Annotated in this window: 20 protein-coding genes; 2 read left to right on the forward strand and 18 right to left on the reverse strand. The window is 24.6% G+C overall.

Annotated features, from left to right (window positions below; translation table 11 throughout):
• From X274_RS10380 to galE, 18 genes are all read right to left on the reverse strand, one after another.
• The coding region (locus X274_RS10380; protein WP_047266766.1) for a hypothetical protein at positions 1-258 on the reverse strand (258 nt) is incomplete at its 3' end.
• The gene (locus X274_RS10385) at positions 259-1,734 is read right to left on the reverse strand and encodes a sugar transferase (protein WP_052913299.1); all 1,476 of its coding nucleotides are present in this window, start codon (positions 1,732-1,734) and stop codon (positions 259-261) included. It abuts the gene before it with no gap.
• Positions 1,735-1,885: 151 nt separating this feature from the next.
• Positions 1,886-2,506, reverse strand: coding sequence for a CpsB/CapC family capsule biosynthesis tyrosine phosphatase (locus tag X274_RS10390; protein WP_047266767.1), 621 nt, complete (start codon positions 2,504-2,506; stop codon positions 1,886-1,888).
• Positions 2,507-2,523: 17 nt separating this feature from the next.
• Complete coding sequence (locus tag X274_RS10395; RefSeq protein WP_047266768.1) at positions 2,524-4,695, reverse strand: GumC family protein; 2,172 nt, start codon at positions 4,693-4,695, stop codon at positions 2,524-2,526.
• A 476-nt stretch (positions 4,696-5,171) separates the two neighbouring features.
• Complete coding sequence (locus tag X274_RS10400; protein ID WP_047266769.1) at positions 5,172-6,878, reverse strand: AAA family ATPase; 1,707 nt, start codon at positions 6,876-6,878, stop codon at positions 5,172-5,174.
• A 213-nt stretch (positions 6,879-7,091) separates the two neighbouring features.
• The gene (locus tag X274_RS10405) at positions 7,092-8,057 is read right to left on the reverse strand and encodes a glycosyltransferase family 2 protein (RefSeq protein ID WP_047266770.1); all 966 of its coding nucleotides are present in this window, start codon (positions 8,055-8,057) and stop codon (positions 7,092-7,094) included.
• A 161-nt stretch (positions 8,058-8,218) separates the two neighbouring features.
• On the reverse strand, positions 8,219-9,310 hold the full coding sequence (locus X274_RS10410; protein WP_047266771.1) for a glycosyltransferase: 1,092 nt from the start codon (positions 9,308-9,310) through the stop codon (positions 8,219-8,221).
• 4 nt (positions 9,311-9,314) lie between these two features.
• On the reverse strand, positions 9,315-9,824 hold the full coding sequence (tagD, locus tag X274_RS10415) for a glycerol-3-phosphate cytidylyltransferase (RefSeq protein WP_047266772.1): 510 nt from the start codon (positions 9,822-9,824) through the stop codon (positions 9,315-9,317).
• A gap of 4 nt (positions 9,825-9,828) precedes the next feature.
• Complete coding sequence (locus X274_RS10420) at positions 9,829-11,244, reverse strand: lipopolysaccharide biosynthesis protein (RefSeq protein ID WP_047266773.1); 1,416 nt, start codon at positions 11,242-11,244, stop codon at positions 9,829-9,831.
• A 1-nt stretch (position 11,245) separates the two neighbouring features.
• Positions 11,246-12,349, reverse strand: a complete 1,104-nt coding sequence (locus X274_RS10425; RefSeq protein ID WP_052913300.1) for a CDP-glycerol glycerophosphotransferase family protein — start codon at positions 12,347-12,349, stop codon at positions 11,246-11,248.
• A gap of 17 nt (positions 12,350-12,366) precedes the next feature.
• Entirely contained in the window at positions 12,367-13,515 is a 1,149-nt protein-coding gene (locus X274_RS10430) for a glycosyltransferase family 4 protein (RefSeq protein WP_052913301.1), read from the reverse strand.
• Positions 13,502-14,797 (reverse strand): glycosyltransferase, encoded by a 1,296-nt coding sequence (locus X274_RS10435; protein WP_197073366.1) that lies wholly within the window; start codon positions 14,795-14,797, stop codon positions 13,502-13,504. Before X274_RS10435 ends, X274_RS10430 begins: the two co-directional genes overlap by 14 nt.
• Positions 14,784-15,965, reverse strand: a complete 1,182-nt coding sequence (locus tag X274_RS10440; protein WP_047266775.1) for an O-antigen ligase family protein — start codon at positions 15,963-15,965, stop codon at positions 14,784-14,786. Before X274_RS10440 ends, X274_RS10435 begins: the two co-directional genes overlap by 14 nt.
• Positions 15,966-15,970: 5 nt before the next feature.
• Positions 15,971-17,035, reverse strand: coding sequence for a glycosyltransferase (locus tag X274_RS10445; RefSeq protein ID WP_052913302.1), 1,065 nt, complete (start codon positions 17,033-17,035; stop codon positions 15,971-15,973).
• A gap of 11 nt (positions 17,036-17,046) precedes the next feature.
• Entirely contained in the window at positions 17,047-18,876 is a 1,830-nt protein-coding gene (locus tag X274_RS10450) for a GumC family protein (RefSeq protein ID WP_047266777.1), read from the reverse strand.
• Between the two features lie 10 nt (positions 18,877-18,886).
• Positions 18,887-20,140 carry a sugar transferase gene (locus X274_RS10455; RefSeq protein WP_197073367.1) on the reverse strand — a complete coding sequence of 418 codons (1,254 nt, stop codon included), beginning with the start codon at positions 20,138-20,140 and terminating at the stop codon, positions 18,887-18,889.
• A gap of 164 nt (positions 20,141-20,304) precedes the next feature.
• Positions 20,305-21,471, reverse strand: a complete 1,167-nt coding sequence (locus tag X274_RS10460) for an ATP-binding protein (RefSeq protein ID WP_047266778.1) — start codon at positions 21,469-21,471, stop codon at positions 20,305-20,307.
• Between the two features lie 252 nt (positions 21,472-21,723).
• Entirely contained in the window at positions 21,724-22,737 is a 1,014-nt protein-coding gene (gene galE, locus X274_RS10465) for a UDP-glucose 4-epimerase GalE (RefSeq protein WP_047266779.1), read from the reverse strand.
• 336 nt (positions 22,738-23,073) lie between these two features.
• Here galE and X274_RS10470 point away from each other — a divergent pair, with 336 nt between their 5' ends.
• Positions 23,074-24,939 (forward strand): GumC family protein, encoded by a 1,866-nt coding sequence (locus X274_RS10470; RefSeq protein ID WP_047266780.1) that lies wholly within the window; start codon positions 23,074-23,076, stop codon positions 24,937-24,939.
• 71 nt (positions 24,940-25,010) lie between these two features.
• On the forward strand, positions 25,011-25,445 hold the full coding sequence (locus tag X274_RS11705) for a type II secretion system protein (protein WP_052913303.1): 435 nt from the start codon (positions 25,011-25,013) through the stop codon (positions 25,443-25,445).
• Positions 25,446-25,527: the final 82 nt, after the last annotated feature.

Genomic DNA, 25,527 nt, shown 5'->3' on the forward strand with positions numbered 1-25,527 from the left:
ACCATTTTTCATATAGAAATAAAAGCCTTTATAATAAGTTTCACCATGTGAGGGCTTATATTTTCCATCATTATAAGCATTTAATTCTCCTAAAAAATTAAAACCTTTAAAATCATGTGTAACTTTGAAAGTAAAACCTTGGTAGGGCTTTATACTATTTATATTCTCGTCAAATCTCAATAAAAAATCTACACCGAAAATATTTAAAGTAAATATTATTAAAATAAATGCCATGATAAATATGTTTTTATTCTTCAATCAATATGCTCCTTTCTTATCTAATACAACCTTTATTGTTTTCAAAATTATTATTATATCTAACCACAATGACCAATTTCTTATATAATATAAATCTAACGCTATTCTTTCTTCATAATCCTCAACATCACTTCTGCCATTTGCTTGCCACATTCCTGTTATTCCTGGTTTTACGGCAAAAACTCTTTTTGCTACTTCTTCACCATAATACATATCTATTTCTTTCTTTACTACAGGTCTTGGTCCGACTATACTCATATCACCTTTTATAACGTTTATAAACTGAGGAAATTCATCAAGACTTGTTTTTCTCAAAAATTTTCCTATTTTTGTAATTCTTGGATCATCTTTTAATTTAAAATTTTTATAAAACTCTTCTCTTAATTTTTTATTTTTTTCTAGCATTTCCTTCAGTTTTTCTTCAGCATTAGGAACCATTGTTCTAAATTTATACATTTTAAATTCTTTTAAATTTTCACCTATTCTAGTATGTTTAAAAAATATCGTTCCCCTATCTTCCTTTTTTATCTTATATCCAATTATAATAAAAAGTGGAAATAATAGGATAAATCCAACAACTCCAAAAATTATATCAAAAACTCTTTTCAAAATTCTATTTAATGGATTTAATAACCCTTGTGATGCTGATATTGTCATAACACCATCAAAATCCTGTATTTCTGTAGAGAATGTAATTAATCCATACATATCAGGTATAAATTTTATACGCCTTACTTTTCCTTCAAGATGTGATATTATTTTTGATATCTCTTTTCTTTTTGCTGTTGGAATTGCAATAATTACCTCATCTACCTGTATTTCATTTATAATTTTATCTATATCTTTTATCGCTCCTAATACCTTATAATCATTAATTATTTTGTTTATTTTAGTTTTATCATCATCAACAAAACCTATGATATTATATGTTGTGAAGGTATGACTTTTAATTTTTTGAGATATTATTTCTCCCATTTCTCCAGCACCTATAATCAATACATTTGTTTTAAATAAATTCAATCTATATAATAATTTTCTATATATATATCTTGTTGGAATATCTATTATTACAAACAATAATATTCCATAAATAACAATAAATCGAGAATAATACAATTTTGTTATAAATGAAATAAAAAGCAAAATTGTAAGAGAGAAAAAGGAAGCTTTTACTATATTCTTCATTTCATCCCAAAACAAATATGTTTTAAAAGAATATAAGGAATTAAATAAAAAAGAAAGAATAAATATACTTAAAACTATATTCATTGAAGGAACATAATTAAGTGTATACAAATTTTTTATAAAATCACCATCTAATTTTATAAAAGAGATTATTGAAAAAGAAAAAAACAATACTACTGTGTCTATTAACATTAAAATTAATGCAAATATAAATTTCTTTATTCCTCTTAAAAGTATTTTTTTTTCTAAATTTTTTGAAAATACATCGTTTTTACTATTAATCACTTCCATAACTATTCATCCTTTCAATTCAATCCCCATCCTGTTTTTTCAGAACACACCTGCGGTGAGCTATCGGTTAAAAATTATGTATAATTTAGTTGGATAAAGCCTTTTTATTATACATTACAAGGAAATTGAATTTTTTTGTAATGTAAAACAATTATAATTTCAATATTTTTTTTCCTTTTTCTATTATATTTTCATACTTTTTAAATAATGAAAAATCTATTGGTCCTCTTTTTTTTCCATGAAAATCTGTTGCTATAAAATCTATTAAGTCATTTTTTAAATAATAATTATCTTTTTCCAGATATTCTAAATTCATTTGAAAATATACATTCATTCTTTTTAATCTGCCTATTAAAGATTTATTGTTTTGAAGCCACTGATATCTTTCTACATGTGCAAGGATAATTTCATATCCCTCTAATTGCAAATCAAATATCTTGTCTAATAGATAAATTGGGTAGATTGTTAATGGAAGTTCAATAAGTATAAAATAATCTTTTAGTGGAATAAATTCCATATTTTTATTTGGCTGTAGATATAATTCGCTTGCAAGATATGTTTTTATACCTATTTCTTTACAATATGGTTGCAGTTTTTCATAGCTTTCTTTTATTTTTTCTATGTCTGTTTTTACCGTTGGGTGGTTTATGTGCGGAGTAAAAAATACTATTTCTATTCCATTTTCTTTGTATTCTTTTAACATTTGTATAGCTTCCTCTATGGTTTCTAAACCATCATCTACTGGCAATATGTGATTATGTATATCAAACATGAAATCCCCATCCTTTGTTAATATTTGTTTTTCTTATTCTTCTTTCTTTTCGTTTTCTGCCCATCCTGGTAATAATAATAATAATAATAATAATAATAATTTGATGACTTTTCGTTAATATCGTTAATTATTAAACCAAGTAAATTGTTATCTGAAGTTGTAATGTTTTCAAGCGCTACTTTTAATGAATGCTTTTGAGTTTTTCCTGCTCTCACTACTAAAATCAAACCATCTGAATGTTTGGAAACTATCAATGCATCTGCCGCTGCCAGAATTGGTGGTAAATCTATTACGATTTTATCGTACTTTTCTTTTAATGTATTTATTAATTCTCCAAATTGTTTAGAGGTTAATAATGCTGTTGGGTTTGGTGGTAATGGCCCAACTGGTATTACATCTAAATTTTCCATATAATTCTGCGTTATTCTTTCTATAGGAACATTCTTTAATATGTGATTTACTAATCCTATATTAAATCTTTCTAATCCTAATGCTTTTTCAACTCTTGGTTTTCTCATGTCTATGTCAATAAGCAATGTTTTTAGTCCATTTTGTGCATATGATATGGCAAGGTTTGCTGAACTAACAGTTTTTCCTTCCCCAGGACCTGAACTTGTAACTGCTATAACTTTTGGCTCTGGAGTTACTGAATAGATTATATTTGTTGCTGTTAGTTTTACTGACTCTGAAACTGGTGATGTTGGAGAATTTAATACTATTAATTCTGGGTTCTCATATTCTTTTTTCTTTTCAAATGTTGGTATTCTTCCTAATACTATTTTACCTTTTGCCATTCTTTTTATTTCTTCTTCATCTTTTATACTTTTATCAGCATATTCTATTATAAACGCAACTAAAATTCCCAGGAATATTCCTAATACTAAACCTATTGCTGCTGTTAATTTTTTATTTGGTTTTATTGGTTTATCTGGAGTTATTGCAGAATCTATTAATTTTGCCGTCCCTATTACTCCAGCTTCTGCTATTCTTGTTTCTTCTAATTTTTCAAGCAATAATGTATATAAATTTTCTTTTACTTTTATATCTCTTTCTAATTCTAATAATTGTTGTTCTAATAATGGCAATCTTGCAAATTTTTGATTATATGTTTCTTTTAGTTTTGTTAATGCCTGTATTGTTGATTTCAGTATTTCTGTTGTATATTGCGCTTCGATTAATTGCAAATATATATCCTGGTATGCAGGATTAATTGTTTTTACCTGCGATGTTACTATTTTCGTTACCTGTTCTTTTAATAGTTTTTCTGTTTCTGCTATTTTATCTTTTATTTCTTTTACTTTTGGATCTGTTTCTGAATATATATTTGTTAATCCTGCCAATTCTACTTTGTAATTAATCAATTTTGACTTTAATTGGTTTATAAACGGGTTTGTTGATATGGTTTCTGATGATATTATTTTTTCATCAACTTTTTTTAGTAAATCATTAAATGCTTTTATTTTTGCATTGTTTTCTTCTAATTGAAGATTATAAGAATTTATTTGTTTGTCATATTCTAAGGTAAACGAAAGAATATTTTTTGCTTCTTCGTCGAGTAAAAATACTTTATTTTCTTCTTTGAATTTCCTTATCTTTTCTTCTGCTGCTTTTAAATCATTTTCTACTTTTGGTATTTGTTTTTCTATGAATTCTCGTTTTACTGTATATTCGTTTTTTGATAATGTTTTTAAGAATTCGTTATATACATTTGCAAGTTCATTGGCTATGTTTTTAGCTAATTCTGGATCATCACTTTGAACTGATATTTTTACTATATTTGTGTCTTTTACAGGCGACACGCTTATCATTTCCGACACTGTTTTTATAATATCCAATCTTGTTATTTCTTTTTCACTGTCTTTTGATTTATTCTTGAAATATTCTGTTAAGTTTAGATTGTTAATTACTTTTTCTATGTTTGTTCTGCTTTTTATTAATTCAACCTCTGTTGATATTTCAGGCCTTGATGATGTTAATTGTGATGTAAATATATCTGCAACTGACCCTTGTGATTGTGGTTCTATTTTTAATGTAACGCTTGCTTCATATATTGGTGTTGTTAATAACAAATAAAGTATGGTTAATGCTACTGTTATTACTACTGTTGCAAAAAACCACCAAAAACGTTTTTTAAATATGTGTATTATGTCTTCAAGAGTTAATTCGTCTTCATAGATTTCTGGATCCATTGTATTCCTCCAATCATTATTTGTATGCCAAAAGATTTGTTTGAGGAATTTTTCCTCTATGTATATTTTACTATAATAATTTAAATTGTCAAGTCTATTTAATTTTATCACGATGTCCAAAAAGTAAAGTCGCTCAAACCTTGATTGTTAATCCTCAAAAATAGCTCATTCTTGCCGGTCGTATCAGACTCACATCCATGTTCGGCTTCACTCAATTTTGCATCCGTGCAAAATTGACCGGCTTCATTCGCTATTTTTTCGGACAATCTGCGAGTTTTCGCTCGCTTTACTAATTGGACACCATAAATTTTATTATATATTATTTTATTATATATTATATATATATTACGCATAGCTATTTTAACATAAATTGTTTTGTATTTCAAATGTTTTTCAATACTGTTGTTTTTTTTTAAAAACGAATTAATATATCAGGTGATATATTAATTCTTGGTTAAGCGCTATTTTGAATACCCTTATTCTTTCACTATTATTTCCACATCTTTTTTATCAAAGGCAATAGCAACTTTTATTACTTTTTCTACTCCGTAACTCTTTATTTCTTTTTCATATTCCTTTTCTTCTATTTGCTTCATTCCTCTTTCTGCACTGTCTTTTAGATTTTTATCATAATCTGTTTTAAACTTTTTGAATTCTATTATTATCCCTGGTTTTGTTTTTTCTTTAGGGATTAATATTAAATCTGCTCTTCCATATCCTGCTTCTCTATTACTTTTTATTATATATTCTTTTTGTAGTCCTACACTCATTCCTAATATTAATCCATGATAGAACCTTTCTGGTTCTTTTTCTGTTACGTCATAGTAACTCATGCTTTCTTTTACTATATTTTTAAATTCTTTTGTAAATTCTATTTTTTCCCCATTTATCAACAATTCCATTATTTTGTTGTATCCTATTCCGCTTTCTTTTAGTATATTCACTACTGTCATTTCATAGAATTCTTGTGCTTCTTTATTTGGTATTTTTAATTTGTATTCTGCACTGTTTCCTTCTCCTTTTTTATCCACCCAGGTTAGGTATCCTGTGAACAAGAACAATGTCCATACGCTTTCTTCTAAATTGTTATCTAAATCTCCATATACTAAATTTTCATTTATTGTGCTGTCTATTGTTCCGCCGTTTATTAATTCATATATCTTTGTTTTTATTTCTGCTGTCCCTTTTCTTATTAATTCTTTTATTAATGCGTTTCCACTGCTGTTTATCCAGTAGTTCTTTATTTCCTTTTCATATACCATGTTTATTATTGAATATGGGTTATATACTTCTTTTCCTCCAAAGTTGTATCCGTTATACCATTCTATTATTTTTTCTTTTTCATATTCTATTCCATAGTATTTTAATATTTCATCAAGTTCTTCTTTTGTTACTCCAAATTTGTCATTGAATTTTTTACTTATTACTGTTGATATTTGTAAATTGTTTACTCCTGTGAATATGCTTTCTTTTGCCACTCTGGTTATTCCTGTTAATACTGCTTTTTCAAGATATTTATTGTCTTTTAACGCATTGCCTAATATGTTTCCTATGAACGATATAAAATTTTTATAATATTTCTCTAAATATGAATGCTGTATTGGTGTGTCGTATTCGTCTATTAATAATATCGCTTTTTTACCGTGATGTTTGTATAGATATTCAGATAGATTCTTTAATGCCATTTCAAATAGTGTATCTTCTTTTGCTATTTTATCTTCTGTTGTGTATCCTTTTATTTCTTCTAATTCTAATATTTGTCTTATATATCTTTTTTCTAATTCATTGAGTTTTTCGCTGTTTAAAAGATATAATTTGTCTGAGTATAATTTTCTTATTAAGCTTTTTATTTCTATTTTCATTGATAATAGGTCATCTTTTTTTGCATCTTTAAATGTTAAATAAATTACTGGATATTTATTTAAATACTTTTCTATTATTTCTTTTTCTTTGTATATTTTTAAGTTTTCAAATAGATGTTTATTATCTTCATCATTTTTAAAAAAATACTCCAACATGCTCATATTTAATGTTTTTCCAAATCTCCTTGGTCTGGTTATTAGTATTACTCTGCCTCCTGTTATTATTTCTTTTATTAACATGCTTTTATCTATATAGTATGCATTATCTTCTATTACTGTTTTGAAATCACTGTCTCCTATTGGTAGTCTTTTTAATTTCATTGTTTACACCCCCAGTGCATATTTACTTTATATTCAAATCTATTAGGATTAGCAATCAAGCTGTCTGAGTGAATTTGACTTTTTAGACTATCTACTTTATAATTATTATATCATAATACAACCTCTAAAAAGCCAAAGTGTTCAAACTTTAAATGAAAAATCGGGCTTTTTATGCCCGATTTGATATTAGGTATTATATATAACCGTGTAATTTTATAGTATAAGGAATAATCCATATATAGATCCTATACCATATGATATATGTAATATCCAAAAAGATAATAATGTTGGTATAAATAGTTTTAAATTTTTATTTTTTAATGATATTTTTAAAGAAAAATATATTGATAATATTATGTAAAGGGAAAGAATTGTAAAAAATGGAATCCTTGCAATTGGTGAAAAAATAGAGGCTATTGTTCCAATTAATAAAAACAGTACAAAAAATAGAGGTATTATGTGTCTTAATGAAAATGCTTTTTTTGAGTAATGTGTTGAAAGGATTACCCATAGCCCGTTTAAAAAGTTATTTTTAAATAAATCTTTAAAATTATCTCTGGCGTAGTAATAAGCTTTTGCTTCTGGTATAAGCATTATTTTCATTCCTGCATTTTTTAATCTTAAATTCATTTCTATATCCTGATTTCTTTTTAATTGTGGGACAAACATTCCAACCTTTTTAAATACTTCTTTTTTATATATTCCATATGCTACTGTATCAACGTATTCTTCTTTTGAATTATTTAATCTGTATTTTGCACCGCCTATTCCAAATGGATGGGATAATACATTTGATATTGCTTTTGCTGTTGATGTGTTATTTCCTGGATTTGTTATTACCAAGCCTCCTGCTATGTCGCATTTGTTTTCTTCTAATCTTTTTATACATGCTGATATGTAATTTTTTGAATATGTTGTATGAGCTCCTGCTATCATAATATAATCTCCACTTGCTTCTTTTATTCCAATATTCAAAGCTACAGGGGTTATTTTTAATTCGTTATCAATTATTTTTATATTATCATATTTTTTTAATATTTCTCTTGTTTTATCTTCGCTCATGCCATCAACAACTATTATTTCTTTATTTTCATAATTATTATCTAATAATGATTTTATACATTTCTCAATATGTTTTTCTTCATTTAATGTTGGTATTATTATCGATACTTTTTTCATTTTATTTCCCCCTGATATTTAATTTTGATATCATATTATCTGCGATGTCTAAAAAATCTAAGGTAAATAGGTTTTTTTATTTTCTATATTATACCATATTTAAATTTTATTCTAATTTTTTATGCATAATAAAAATCGAGCATTCTATGCCGTATGCCCGATTAATTGATGATAAAAGCTATAAATTCTTTTTCTTTATCTTCTGTCCAGATAAATTTTTCTTTATGTTTTTTTATATTGTTTAATAATTCATCGTAATTATTATACGCTTCTAATATTTTTCCCACTGATTCATCTACATTTTTCGGATTAATAACTACCCCTATTTTTAATTTTTCAACTTCCTTTGCCATTGAAATAAACGTATTTTTTACTATTACTGGTGTTTCTGCTGCTATGGAGTCATAATACTTGTTTGGAAGTGAAAACAAATCATTTTTATAACTTTTGTTTTTTACTGTGTTAAATGATATTAATGAAAACATGGATTTAGATAACTCTTCCATCATTTTATCGTATGGTAAAAATGATGTGTATTCATGACCTATATTTTTAAAATATTCAGAATCCATTCCTATTATTCTAAATTTAAATCCCTTGTTTATTAACACTTTTATTATTTCTTTTTCATCATCAAGGTTTCTATTTACTTTACCAACAAAAGAAAGTTCTTTCTTTTTTTCTTTTGATTCAACAGAAATTTCTGCATAGTTTTTTAATATTAAATAATCTTTATTTATATTTAATTTTTTATATACATCCTTTTGCATTTCTTCTGAAACAAAGATTAATTTATCTGATAACTTTAATTGCTTTTCAAAGATTTTCCATAATGTTTTTTCTTTTATTTGTTTTTTTATTCCAGATAAATTATTTAAGAAGTTTTCCGGGTGGTATTCATGGATATCATATATTATTTTTTTCTTTCTTTTTTTTGCAATTCTAAAAGGTTCAATTGGCATACTCGCAAAAAAATGATGCATGTATAATATATCATAATCATAAGCTTGTATAATTTTTAATATTTTTTTATCTAATTTTCTTCTGTTTTTTAGTTTTATTATAGGACTTGCCTGAATATTTTTTTTATACTTTATTGGTAAATATTTTATATTTTCTTCTATATATTCTTCTTCATCTTTATCTGTCCAGTATTGATATATTACTTTATTCTCTTTTGATAATGCTTTTACTGTTCTATATACCCTTTTATCATATTTCGGGTGCATATATCCTATTATTAGTATTGTCATGTTTTCACCACAAATCTTTTCTCAATTGTTCTAATATTATAAAAGCTTCTTTTAACTCCTCGAAATCTATTTTAGTAAGTATATCTAACGCTTTTTTTAATTCTGTTGTTGATAATTTTGAGATATGCTGTAATATATTTTTTATTTCTGTTGATGATATCCCCTCTGTTCTTTGCAAATAAACAACCTCACAATACTTTTTTAAAAAATCAAATTTCCCTTTCCAATCTTCCCCCATAACAAATATATCAACTTTATATTTTTTGATATCCTCAATTTTTTGATCCCAACTGTTTTCAGGAATAACCATATCAACACATTTTATATTTCTCACTATTTCAACTCTTTGTTCATACGGAATTATTGATTTTTTCCCTTTTATCTTATTAAAATCATCTGTCGAAACTGCAACAATCAATTTATCTCCAAGTTCTTTAGCTCTTTGTAATAATTTTAAATGTCCTATATGAAATAAATCAAAAGTACCATATGTTATAACAATTTTTTTTTTCATGTTTTCACCTCAAAATTTTATTAATAAATTTTTTTATTATATTTCTATCTTCAATATTAGGAGAAAAACGAAATGTAAATATTATTGTAACCAAAATCAAAATACTATTTAACAAAAACCATAATATCGTTTGATTAATCTTTTTAAACAATAGAAATAAAATAAAAGAATAAAAACCCTCCAAAATTATATACACAAATGTTTTTATATTATAAGGATATATTTTATGAATTATGCCAACTTCTATAAATTTTAGTAAATTTACTATTATTGTTGCTATTGCCAATGAAACGGCTATTCCCCAACTAAATTTTGGCCCTAACAATATACCTATTGTTGTTCCAGTTATAATCATAGCAATACCATTATATATTTCAAATCTTTGATATCCTGACATATTTAATAATGTTCCATTTGGACCAACAAATGAATTCAAAAATTGTGAAATTAATATTATCGAAACTATAATAGTTCCATTTGCATAATCTTTTCCAAGAAATTCTAAAATCCTTTTTATATTTAGTAATAAAAATATTACAATTGGTAACATTACATATGCATTCCAACGCGAAACCTCTTTAAATATTAAATCTATCTTTTTCATATTTTTCTCTTTCCAAGCATGAGCAAACTCCGGCATAGATACCGAAGCTAATGATGAGCCTAATATTACACCAATACTTCCCAAAGTAATGCCAACAGATAAATATCCAACAGTTTCATTAGTTGCATATAGTTTTTGTAAAATTTTTGAAAGACTGTTATATAAAGTATAAGTAATAGAAATTAAGTAAAATTGCCAAGAATTTATTAAAATCCATTTAATTTTAATATTTTTTATCTTTTTTATACGAAAAAGAGCGATAAATAAAGGGACAAAAAATGAAATTAAAGCAGCTAAAATATATGATATATAGTTAGAAATAAAAATATAGATTAAAAAAAAGCTAAAAATTCTTATTAATCTTGTTAATGTATCTCTTAAAAAACTTGTGTAATTCTGTTTTTTTATTCCAATAAAATAAGCATATAATAGATTTGCCGTTTGAGTAAGAAATATTATAAGCAAGATAATAACAATATTGAAAATATTCCATAAACCTATATTTCTCAAACTATACCTTAAGGTAAAATATATTACAGGTAAAAAAATAATATCTAAAATAAAATATAGATAGAAAAAATTAGAAAATAAATTAATAGAATTATTTTTATTTTTTGCACTTTCTCTTATCAAAAGTGTTGGTAATCCGAAATTCAATAATGTATAATATGTACCAACAAATCCTAAAATAACATTTGCTTTACCAAATTCAGAGGCTCCTAATATTCTAGCAATTAATAATTGAAAAACAAATCCTAAACCGCTTCCTAAAAATGACCAAGAAAATGTTTTTACACTTTTTTTAAAAAGAGTCATTTTATTCCTCCATTATTTTATCTATTAAATTCCAAACCCTTTGACTTGAATTACCATCTTGGTAATAATGAACAATGTTTTTTAATTCATTTCTTTTAGATTTATATTTATCTTTTGTAAATACTTTTAATATAGTTTCCTGAAGGGAATTTTGTGATGTTGCTTTTTCTCCTGGTGTCCACTGATTATATGGCTCTAATAATAACCCCCTTGTTTGTCTATACTCTTCTAAATCAACAGGGGTAAAAATTATAGGTCTATCTAACAACAAATAATCAAAGTATATTGATGAATAATCTGTAATTAACAAATCAACCCCATTTATCAATTCATATAGATCTAAATCATTCTTTTCTAAATCTGAATCTTTTAATAATTTAAAATTATCCTCATTTATATTTATTTTTACTTTATTCTCTTCATTTGGATGAAGTTTGGCAATAAATAAAATATTATTTAATTTTAAAAATTTCAAAAATTCCTTTTCATTAAATTTTTCAAAGCCAAAAACATTATTAAAATTTTTATTTCCTTCTTCTCCTTTATAACCTTTTCTGAAAGTCGGCATGAAAAAAACAACTTTCTTATTGCCAACTTCAAAAATTTTTGACAGATTTTTTTTACCGTCTGATTTAAATAGAAAATCATTTCTTGGCATACCAGTTATTACAAATTTTTCAATATTTGCACCAGTACATGCAACCATCAAAGTATTATAAAGTACAGAATAAGAAATTATATAATCAATATTTTTCCAAGAATTCTTTTTTTTATAGTCATTACTTATTCGTGTATCCATCAACCCCATAGCTTTTAATGGAAAACCATGCCATAGTTCAAGATTAAGTATTTTTCTTTTTTTCATAATAGGTCCATGTGTAGTTATTATAAGTTTTGAAGAATTAATATTTATATATTCTTTTATATATAAATTTATTCCTTTAAAATCAAATTTTTTAATCATTTTTTTTATTGAAACATTTCTTTTTTTATATAATCTTAAAATATATTTTTCTTTCATTGTTTCAGGTGAAAGTTTATATAATGAATAAGCATTAGAGCCACTATGCGATCTATAATAAAATGTAATAATATTATTTTTCATTTTTATTCCTCCAAAAATTACAAATTTTTGTTTACCAAATCATATATTAAATTTAATTCTTTTTCAATAGTATTGTGAAAAGAACATTTATTTCTTACGAATTCTGCAGCTTTTTTACTTTTTTTTATAAAAAGTTCTTTATTTTCGTATAATTCAATTATAGCATTCGCTGCCTCCATATAATTTTTTGTTAAATACCCACATGATGTATTTACAAACTCTGGGATAGCTGTATTTAAAGAGGTAATAGGAACCAAGCCACTCGACATTGCTTCACACATTGAAACTCCTTGAGAATCTTGACGTGTAGGAGAAAGCAAAATTCCATTAGAACCATGAAGCTCTTTTATCTTTTCATGATTTAAAAAATTTTTAACTATTTTTATATTATTAAAATTTTTAATTTTTGAAATATCTTTTTTCCAAAATTTCCCATTTCCCACAATCGTGAATTCTAAATCAGAAAAATTTGGATATATTTTAGATAAATATTTTATTGCTTTTACTGCTATATCCGTTGCATATTTTCTACTTTTAAAAGATCGAATCATAAGTATTTTTTTTCTATAATCTGGCGTTTTAGGTAAATAATAAAAAAATTCTGTGTCTATAAAATTGGGAATAATTTTATAGTTTTTTGTAGTCCTACCAATATCTTTAAAACAGGTATTTTTCATCCATTTGGAAACAAAAACAAAAAATATATTATTTTTACTATTGGATATAGAAATCAATTTATTAAAATACTTTAATTGTATTTTATTAGATACAATATATTTGACAAAATTTAAATCAAAAGTAAAATTAAAAAGCCTGCGTTTCCAAGATAATGCCTCAAACCCATGTACCCATATTATGACAGGTATATTTAATGATTTTATAAAATTTAATAAATAATAAGGAAAAAAGTGTATTAATATTATATTAGGATTATAGTTCTTATATGCTTGAAACACATCTTTTATCAAATAATATTTTACTTCAATATTGTTATAAATATAATCTGCTGGTAGAGGTGCTTTCCTTATTAATTTTATTACACGAATATCAAGTTTTTCATTGTATTTTTTATATGACTCAAGTCTTTTTTGAACAAAAACATTACTATATATATTATCTTTGCTTGGATATCCATTGTTAATAACCATAATTTTAAAATTTTTCATTTCTTTCCTCCTGATTTTGTGCTAAACATATTTTTGTTAAAAATTTTTCAATTGAAACCTCAAAAATATATTTATCTATAATTTCTTTCCTTTTTTTAAAATTTAACTTTTGCCTTTCTAAACACATTCTTTCTATGTATTTTTTTATATCTTCTATATTTTTAGCTTCTATTACTTTACTTACTCCATCAATTTCTAAATCTTCTTTTAATTCCCAATCCTTATTACCTATATTCAATATAGGTTTTCCTGAAACTAAATATTCAAAAAATTTGCCAGAAATAATATCTATACCTTCATCCGGTTCATTCCCGGTATAAGTTATTAATAATAATAAGTCTGCATTTTTTTGTAATTTAATGGATTCTTCTCTATTTACAATTCCTTTATTTGTTAAAATATTATTTAATTTGTATTTATCAAAAATATTGTTTATAAATTCGAAATCTTTCCCACAATAGATAAATTCTAAATTTTTTAAAGTTTGTTTTTTCATTTTCTTTAATGCCTCTAAAAATGGTATTATACTTCCATTTGCATTTTCATATAAACTACCTGTATAAACTATTTTAAATTTATTATTTTTATCTATATTACTTTTTTCAAAAATATTATTTTTGTCAATTCCATTATATAAAACATATAATTTTTTGGAATTTAGCCCATAATATTTAATAAACCTTTTTCCCATATACTTTGAAACGGTTAAAACTATATCTGCCTTTTTTATAATTTTTGAAATAGTATTTTCTATAAATATATTGGTAGAATGATGCGGATTAAATTTGCCTATCATATCTCGAAAATCTTCAATAAGATATATTTTATTTTTGTATTTTTGTTTTAACTTTATAGCAAGCTTTAAAATAAAATAAGGGCCATATGATGCAATTAAAAATATTTTTCCTTCAAAATTTGCTATTTCATTTTCTAAAACTGACTTCATTTTTCTTATATTGTACAGTCTTTTTCCACCTGGAGCTATTGGTAAAAAATATTCAAGATGTCCATAAATACTATATTTATTTATTTTTTTATTTGGTTTATTAAGAGTTGGCACTTTTTTTTCATTATTATTTTTTGAAAAAATTTTATAATCAACTTCAATTAATTTGCTATTTCCAATATCATACTTTGTTTTTTGTTTCAAAGGTTTCCCTGAAATAATAATCGTATTATATTTTTTTGATATATATTTTCCTAACTTTTCAATTCTTAAAGAAGCTATTTCAATATCTTTTGGCGAATATGCACTTAAAATTATAAATTTAATATTTTTCAATATTATCATCCTTTTGCCATAATATTATAGAAAATAAAATCCACATATGTCTCCAATGTAATGTATCTACAAAATAGGAATTAATCATCAAACCTATAAATGAAGAAAGTAAAAATATATAACTTTTATTTTTATATGCTTGTAGTAAAAGATATAATAAAAATATAAATAAAGTTACTATTCCTAATATTCCTCTTTCTCCTAAATATCTTAAAAAAGTATTATGTGCTGAATAGTTTGTTATATTTTCATAATTTCCAGGTCCTATTCCAGACAAAAAATTCATTTTTAACATTTCTATTGATGCGGCTTGTGACTTAAATCTATCCATATCATAAGATTTTATTCCTAACCTTGATTTGAAAAAACTATTAAAACTAATTCCCATTATTTCTATGTTTATCATAAATAATGAAAAAATAATGATTATAAGTACAAATAAAACCAACAGTGTTTTCCAATTGTATAATGCTTTATTTTTTATAGCATATAATAATATAATAAAAAAAATTCCCATAAAATAATTAAGCCAGGCTGCTCTTGAGAAACTTAAAAATATACCTAAACTTAAAAAAAATAAAATTGGAATTTTATTTAACCATTCTTTTTTAGATTTATAATATTCTTCAAATAAATATAATGCAGGAATAATCAAAAAAGGACCTAATACATTTGGGTCCTTAAAAAAACCTACCAGTCTTATGCCAAATCTTATTACTTTTGTTCCAAGAATCTCATTTCTTCCTGTCACATAAGCAAATAACCCTATGATAATATTTATTAATCCAGAATATATCCAGATATTCATTGCTTTTTTTAGTAGTATATCATAATCATTTTCCTGAAATTTATACGAACTAAGAAATAAAAATAATAAAAACAGATATAAATCAATTCCAAAAAACTTAATATTTAAGAAACCAAATAAGTAATATCCAGAGATTAATGATATAATTAATGGAATAAAAAGCAATAATGAAAGTTTTAAGTGTTCTATATTTAATTTTGAATAATAGAGAAAAAAAGGTAAGAATACTATAAACCATAATTCAGCAGGTGAAGGTTCTATAAAAACAAATCCAGATAAAAATATATATCCTAAAAGAAAATTTTTATATATTTCTTTTGGTGTGTATTGCATCTTCAACGTTAAATGTGGTATTTTCATTTTATTCACATCCTGTATATTTCTATATACTTCTCTGTCATATTTTCGAATTTATATTTTATATTTGTTTGTATATCCCAATTTAAAATTTTTTTAATTGCTTTTTCTATATTATTCGTTTTATAAACATTTTCATCCCCTATTATTTCTTTTATTCCACCAACATCCGTCGAAACAACAGGAACTCCTAATTTTAGAGCTTCTATAATCGTTAATGGGGTCCCTTCTAAATCAGAAGTCATTAAAAACAAATCAAAATCTTTTATATATTCATAAGGGTCTTTGATAAATCCAAGAAATAAAATTTTATTTCTATCAAAATTCAATGATTCAATTTTCTCTTTTAATTTTCCATCTCCTATCCAAACAAATACAAAATTTTCATTTTTTTCAAGAATTTTATTTGCAATAGATATAAATCTTAAAGGATTTTTTTGATTATCTAATCTTCCAACATTTCCTACTATTTTCACGTTTTTTGAAATTTTCAAAGTATTTCTTAATGTTCCTTTATCGATTTTAGGTACTGAAATATTATTATATATTAATTTATACTGTTTTTCATTGCCAATTTTATTTTTTTTAGAATATTTTATATCTTCTTTATTTATTAAGACTATATAATCACAAAATTTTGCACCAAATCTTTCTACATTTAAAAAAATATGCTTTTTTATGCCTTTAAACCTTTCAATACCCCACCATCCATGAACAGTATATACAATTTTTTTCACACCTACAATTTTTGCGGCAATTCTTCCTATAAAACCTGCTTTTGAGCTATGTAAATGAACTATATCGTAATTTTTTTGCCTTATTAATTTCATTATCTCATGTATGCCTTTTATATCTTCTATGGGGGATAATTTCCATTTTAGATGTTTTAATATGTATACATTAACACCTAAGTTTTTTAATTCTTCAACTAAAGGGCCATTAGAACCAACGGCTACATCTATATTAAATTCTTTATAATACTTTTCTTTTATACTTTTTGCAATTTCATACAAAACTTTTTGAGCTCCTGCCCAATCTCCTTTTGTTATAATATGCAATATTTTTTTTTTCAATTTTATCACCATTACATTATATATATAATTTTTATATTTTTCTGATTATTATATACCCTTAAAAATTCTTCAAATTCACTGCTTTGCTCTTTTACAATTAAAAATAATATATCCATTTTTTGAGAATATAATTCAAAATAACCGTCTTCTGTATTTGGAAGTTTGAAAAGGCTAATTTTTTTATTTTCTTTATTAATCAAATTAATATCAGAACTATTCTTTAAAGTGTTAATTTCAATATCTATTTTAAAATTAAACAACTCATTATATATAGAATTTAAAATTTCAATATTATAATTTCCCACACAAGAAAATCCAACATTTTTATATTTGTTAGAAAATATTTCCGAACTTATTTTTTGTATTATTCTCAATTCGTTGTTTTTATTTATAATATAATCTGGTGTTTTTGCAATTCTAATAAAAAGAGATAAGTCTTTAATTGTCGGATCTTTAAAGTCTTTCATTAAAGATGTTAATATCCCAAAAAATATTCCGAATATGGTGCCTAAAAGTACTACATTTTTTTTACTTGGAAAAATAGGCCTTTGGGGAATAAAGATAGGATTTACAATTTTTAATTTTGGTTCAAAAATCAGCGCTTTTATTTTTTCTTGTTCTAAAAAACTATTCAATTTTTCATATTTTTGAGTCCAATAATCAAGTTTGTTTTTTATTTCAATATAATCATGCAATAAGTTCCCTTTTTGACTTATAATATTCCCAACTTTATTTTTCATTTCTATTAAAACATTTGTATTAATATCAATGTTTTCAAGTTTTTCTTTTAAACTCATATATTCAATATATTTATCAAAATTAATATTAATTAAAAATTTTTTATTATCTGCTATTAAATTTTTTATCATATCATTTAATGTTTTTTCTTCTACTTTTATTTTGGATTCAAGCTCATATAATGAAGGATTGTTTGGAGAAGATAATTTAAGTGTTTCATAATTTATTTTATCTGAAATTAGTTGTTTTTTTAAATTTGATATTTCAGGAGTTTTGAGTGCTATTTCCTTTTTTAATTTTTCATTTAAGTTTATATAATTGTCTTCTAAAATTTTTAATTTTTCTTTTAAAGAATTTTCTTGATTTTTTACGTCTAATAATTTTAAATCCAAGGTATAATAATAATCAAAATATTTGTTATAAAAACTATTTTCGTCTATTAAATTTGTCGTTTTAAAATCTATTAATTTTAATGACATTTTTTCCATATTATCTTTTGATTCTTTTAATAACATATTTAAATTTTTTATATATTTTTCTTTTGAAGATATAAAATTCTTTTTGGAAAAATCCAAATAATAGTTATACGTTAAATCAATAACAGATGCAGCAAAGGTTGGATCTGTACTTTGAAAAGATAATTTTATTAAATTTGGCATTTTTGCTAAATCATTTGATTTATATAATTCAATTTTTATATTTTTTCTTAAATATTCTACCATATCTCTTTCAGTAAGAATTTTCCCTGTTAATTTTAGATAAATATTTCTATTATTATTAGCATTTTCCACCATATTAAGATCTTTTACAACTTTTAGCAATATATTATCAAGTTTTATTTTTTCCATTTCCGTATCAAGGTCCTCAGAACCAGAAGAAACATCTAATATATCTTGAATACCAAGGTTAGATAAAACTGTTTGTGTGTTTTTTTCTGATGAATATTCCAACACTGAATATGCTTCATATTTAGGTTTTAATACAAATAAACTTCCTACTGAAATTATTATAACTAAAAAAAATACTGCCCAAAAAAGTTTTTTTCTCCTTTTAAGGGCCCTAAAAATATCTGATATAGAAATTTCTATTTCTTTTTGATTCATTATCTCCCTCCTATATTCCTTTCTTCCACAATATTGCTTCAATTGTTTGCATTATTATTTTTAAATCTAAAAGCGTTGTTCTATTTTTTACATAATATAAATCATAACTTGTTTTTATTTTTGTTTCTTCTAATGTGGTTGGGTATTTATAATTAATTTGAGCCCAACCTGTTAACCCCGGCTTCACTTTATGTCTAAATTCATAAAAAGGAATTAATTCATTAAATTGTTTTACAAATCCCGGTTGTTCTGGTCTTGGACCAACAAATGACATTTCACCTTTTAAAATATTAATAAATTGTGGTATCTCATCAAGTCTTATAGGCCTGATTATTTTACCAGATTTCATTATTCTATCTTTTTCTTCATCAGCAAATTTTTCTGTTTTATTTTTATTATTATACATACTTCTAAATTTTATTAATATAAATTCTTTTTCATCTTTTCCTATTCTTTTTTGTTTGAATATTATAGGTTTGCCATTTTCAATAAATATTGCTATACTAATTAACAAAAAAACTGGAGATAATATAATTAAGGCTATTAACGATATAAATATATCCACAATTCTCTTAGCTGGTGATTCTTTTATTTCGCTGAAAGCCACTTCGTAGTGTGATTTAAATTTTTCAGCAACTTGTATAGGTATTCTCTTTAAAAATCTCTCTACAATCACTGGTAAATATTCAACTTTTACACCATTCTCTTTAAATTCATTTATTTCATCAATTACTAATTTTTCTAATTCAGGATCTGCTATTAATACCCCATCATATACTTTAATTAATTTTTTTAATTTGACTGGCGAGGGATTTATATATTCAACAAATTGTAATTTTCCAAGACTTTTTTTCTCTATTTCATTCATTAATTTATGCCATTCTTCCTTTTTCCCTATTACTATATATTTTTTTGGTGTTATATTTTTTAACAAAATATAATAACTTATTTTATGAATTATTGGCAAAGCTATTATATTGAATACAAAGTTATCCAGAAAATACTCTTTTAATATATATCCATCAAATATCACATAAAATGTTGATATTACAAGAAAGCCCAGCATTGTTCCAGCAAAAACTCTAATTATTGTATCATTCCAGCTCTCTATATTTTCAAAATCATATGTTCTAAATGCGTAAATTCCAAGATATATTGATGTTGAAAATATAAATGATATATATATGTTTTGAGTTATATATAAATTAAAAACCATTAAAAATATATAATCAATTAATTTTAAAAAATTTGAATTTATTTTCATTTCATGCCTCCAACTGTATTTTCTTTCAAATCTAATTATAGCACAATTTTTACATTTTGTTTTTATAATAAAATAAGAAATTGTTAAATTTAGAAAAAAATGGCTGTGGAGATATATATTCTATTAGCTTTTTTTCATAACTTACCTCCACAACCTTCTTTTGATTACCATAAAAATCCTAAGATCCATAATGGAACTTTATTTTTTATTGGCAAATCTATATCATCACGTATAACAAAATCTGATTTTTTTATTTTTTTATTTTTTCCGCCAACTTCTATTTTTATCCCATTCCAAATAAAATCGCCGTCTTCTTCTTTTTTTAATGCGAATATTTCCCCTTTTTCTTTTAATGCAAAAACAGTATAGGCTTCTCTAAAATTGCCAATTTCTCCTTTGAAAATATAATAATACGCAGGATCTGAAAGAAATATTTTTTTTCCTTTTGTATTTACATTAAAATCTCTCTCTTTTAACACAATATTTATTAATTCTGATTCTGACATAACATTTAATAAATCATATAATTTATTTTTACTTATACCCCATTCTTTGCACATCTTTTCAACATTAATTGTTGGAATTTTTGAATATATCAAGTAACCAATTATTGCTTTCATCAATCTTAAATGATTTTCATTTGTTGACTTTAAAAAAAACGGGATATCGCTATATATGGTTTTTTCTAATATATTTTCCATTTTTTCAGAAAAATTCCCTTCAAGGAAAAATGGTCTTGTTCCTGATATTGCATAATCTTTGAATAATTTCAAAATTTCCAAATCTTTTATTTTATTCAAAAACTCATTTTTATCGAAATTAAACGGGGTTTTTATTGGTTCAATTTCTAACCCAGTTACTAAATGAATATATTCTCTAAAAGAAAGCCATGGAATCCTTACTTTAATAAAGCGTCTTGAAAGATCACTTATACCTGTTCTTAATACAATACTACTGCTATCGCTTATCCAAATTTTTTTATTCGGATAGGAATCATATAGCGATTTTATATATATACTCCATTTATTTATATAATGAACTTCATCTATAACTATTCCGCTATATCCATTTAAAAAAATATTTTCAGCCAAATCATAAAAGGGAATTGAAGCAATTAAAGGGTCATCCCCTGAAATATAAAATAAATTATTTTTTCTTATTTTGGTTAATAGATACGTTGTTTTTCCAACACCTCGTGGACCATAAAATAGCATCCCTCTATTATCATATTTATCTAAATTTTGAAAATACAGTCTTTTTTTTTCTGGCAAAGCTGTCAAAAGACGCTCTGTTTTTAACTCCAATCTTTCAATAATATCCTCGATTTTCATTTTTTAACCACCTTCAGAAACAAATTATCTTATTATATTATCATATGTATTATACCATAAATCGTTCTAATATAATTCTTTTTATATTAATTTTTCTATTTCGTTTTTTTACAGAACTATTTTTTTGAAAAAGCGTTCTATTATAGAACTTATTTTACTTCTTCGTATCTTTTGAATAAAAAATAGTTAGATATAACAAAAACATGAGAGTTTTTAGGCTCTCATGTTTTGTCAATTTAAAGACTTGTATAACTAACTGTCATAACCATTAGGATTAGTCTTTTGCCAGTTCCATGAATCTCTGCACATATCGACTAAATTTCTTTCTGCTTTCCATCCTAATTCTTTTAAGGCCTTTGTTGGATCTGCATATATTTGATCCACATCACCTGGTCTTCTATTTGTTATTTCATAAGGTATTTTTATGTTATTTGCTTTTTCAAATGCTTTTACTACATCTAAAACGCTATATCCTACGCCGGTTCCAAGATTATATACTTTTACACCTACTTCATTCATTATTTTTTCCAATGCTTTTATATGTCCAATTACTAAATCCACAACATGTATATAATCTCTCACTCCTGTTCCATCATGAGTATTATAATCGTTCCCAAATACATATAATTTTTCTCTTTTCCCAACTGCCACCTGCGTAATGTATGGCATTAAATTGTTTGGTATACCATTTGGATCTTCGCCAATTCTTCCTGATTCATGTGCTCCTATTGGATTAAAGTATCTTAATAATGCTATGCTCCATTCATTATCTGATATGTATAAATCTTTTAATATTTCTTCTATGAATAACTTTGTTCTTCCATATGGGTTTGTTGCTGATAATGGTGCATCTTCTGTTATTGGAACTTTTTCAGGATTCCCATATACTGTTGCTGATGAACTGAAAACTATTTTTTTTACATTTTTTTCCTTCATTATTTCCAATAGGTTTAAAGTTCCAGTTATGTTGTTATGATAATATTTCAAAGGTATTGCTACAGATTCGCCAACAGCTTTTAAACCTGCAAAGTGTATTACTGCCTCTATTTGATTTTCATCAAATATTTTTTCTACATCTTTTTTGTTTAATAAATCTATTTCATAGAATTTGAAATCTTTTCCCGTTATTTCTTTTATTCTATTTAATACTTCTGGTTTGCTATTTGAAAAATTATCTAAAACTACAATTTTATATCCTGCATTTAAAAATTCTATACATGCATGAGATCCTATATATCCCGCACCACCTGTTATTAATATTGCCACGATACCACCTCCGTCATTTTTCTTTTTTTATTATATCATATTTTTTGCACATTATTTATTTGTACGGTGTGTCCAAAAATTCAAATTCACTCAGGCAGCTCGATTGCTTATCCTTAAAATTATTCATTCTCAGCCGTCGCTCAAACAATACATCGTGTATTGTTTCGCTCAAAATTACATCCATGTAATTTTGACGGCTTACATTCATAATTTTAAGGGCAATCTTCGAGCCTTCGTTTCATTTGAGACTTTTTAGACACCGTATTTATTTGTATAATTATTGAAATTTTAATAAAATTTTGATATAATTTTAAAGAAATCTGGGAGGTGTTTTTTATGGAAGAATACGATGATGAGCTTACTTTATCTGATATTTTCAGAATATTTAACAGAAGAAAAATATCTTTTTTTGTTATTTTTATTATAGTTGTTTTGACTACAACACTATATATTTTCTTATCAAAAGATATTTATGAGGCAAAAATGCTTGTTGAAACAAAAAATACTTCAAAAACTTCTTCTTTGCTTGCTCAATATGGAAATTTAGCATCAATGGTTGGTATCAGTTTGCCCTCAGGTTCTAATTCAATCAGTACTATTATAGAAAAGATGAAATCAGATCAGATTTTATTAAAGGTTATTGAAAATAATAATTTGTTAGATTATTATTTGAGAAATTCTAAACCCTCTCTTATTAGCAGTTTATTTGGAAAAGATGATATAAATATTAATAAATATGACATTATTGAAGTTATAAAAGACAATTTAAATATTCAACCTCAAAAGGATACTTCTTTAATAAAAATTTCATTTAAATCTCATGACCCAACATTAGCGGCTTCTATTGTTAGATCTGTATATAATGAATATATAAAATATGAAAAATATATAGCTTTAGAGGATTCCAATTTTTATTTAGAAAATTTAAAAGAATTATTTAAGGATGTTTCCGAGAAATACCTGGATATTCAAAAGAAGATTCTTGATTTTCAGGTTAATAATAAAATCTTTGATGAAAATTCTCTGAACCCATTTGTTTCATTATATTCAAAATTATATTTTGATTTAATTGAAATTGATAGCAAAAAAACTCAGTTAGAATCGAAGATTAAAGCAATTGAAGATAATCTTGTTAATTTAAACCCAGATTTAAAAAAATTTTTTCTTGAGAATAATGAAGCTATAAAACCCTTGAAAAGTGAGTTGATTAATTTAAAAATTGAATATGAAACATTAAAATTGAACTCAACTCAAAATCCGCGATTAATTGAACTGGAAACAAAAATTCAGGTTCTTGAAGAGAATTTAAAAAAACAAATTAATGACATTATGGAAAATAATTTAAAATATCTTGCAACTACTGACCTCGAATCTTATAAGGAATATGTAAATGATAAAACACAATTAGAACTTTTAGATGTTGGTAAATCATCTACTATTTCGTTAATGCAAAAGATTGACTCGGAAATTAGAAATAAATCCCCCTTATTATATGAATTTTTCCTGTTGAAAAAGGATTCTGCTATTTTACAGAGCAAATATAATTCTTTAAAATCATCTATTGAAACACAAGAATTACAGAAACGATTTTTGCAACCTTCTATTAGAGTCATTGATAATGTTTATATTCCCTATAAACCAGTTGCACCAAACAAAAAATTAACTTTAGCCATAGGCATAGTTTTGGGGTTTTTTATAGCAGTTTTAGGTATTTTTACTAAAGAGTATTTTGATGATAAAATCAATGACATTTATGATTTTGCCAATAAATACAAAATGCCTGAGTTTGTTTTAGAAAAAAAATCTATTGAGAAAGAATTAAAAAGGATTGTAAATTATATTTACATTAATGATTTGAATAAAATCGGAATTACAAGGATTGGGGACTTTGATTTTAAAAATCTTATTTATGATATAAGGGAAAAGATTAATGAAATAAATACTTTTTATAGTAATGTAGATTTTTCTTTAGAAGAATATACTGATAATAATATTGTGAGAATTGTGAGAAAAGATGAAGGTAAAAGTAATGAGTTTGTTATAAAGATACTTCCAGAATTAAATGATCCAAATTTTATATTATATGAAAAATCATTTGAAAATATTATTATTTTAATATATGAAGGTATTTCTGAAAAAGCTATTGTCAATAGATATAAAAATTATATTTTAAACAGCATAATTATATATATTAAAAATTAATTTATTTAAATTTTAATTTTTATGATATAATATTATTGTTTTATAAAAATTTAATATAAGGGGGTATGGGGATGGCTTTGAAAAATAAAGCTGGGTTTTCTTTGTATGAAGTGCTTATTGTATTGGCGGTTATTGCTATTCTGGGAGCATTTGCTGTTCCTATGGTAAATAATGTTGTAATGAAGGCGAAAATGACAAAGATTATAAACGATATGAAGGTTCTGGAAAATTCTGTTATTCAGTATTATTACAATGAGGATTCTTTGCCAGCTGATATCAGTGCTTTAATTGCTGGTAATTACCTTGAGAACACCATTGACAGTATTGATTTTAGTGTTAACAGCAATGTTGTTTATGTGTTTTATACCAATGAATTCGATAAAGCTGATGCTCTTGAAAATTTGGATTCTACTTTAAAATGGAGTGGTTCTAATACAGATTTTTCTTCACTTGATGATACACCTTCTGAGACTAAAAAATATCCAGTTTTAAAGGTTATTTTTTAATATTATAAAATGGAATGTCTAAAAAGTCAAATTCACTCAGACAGCTTGATTGCTAATCCTTAAAATTATTCTTTCTCAGCCG

Source organism: Marinitoga sp. 1155 (assembly GCF_001021175.1).
Classification (GTDB): domain Bacteria; phylum Thermotogota; class Thermotogae; order Petrotogales; family Petrotogaceae; genus Marinitoga.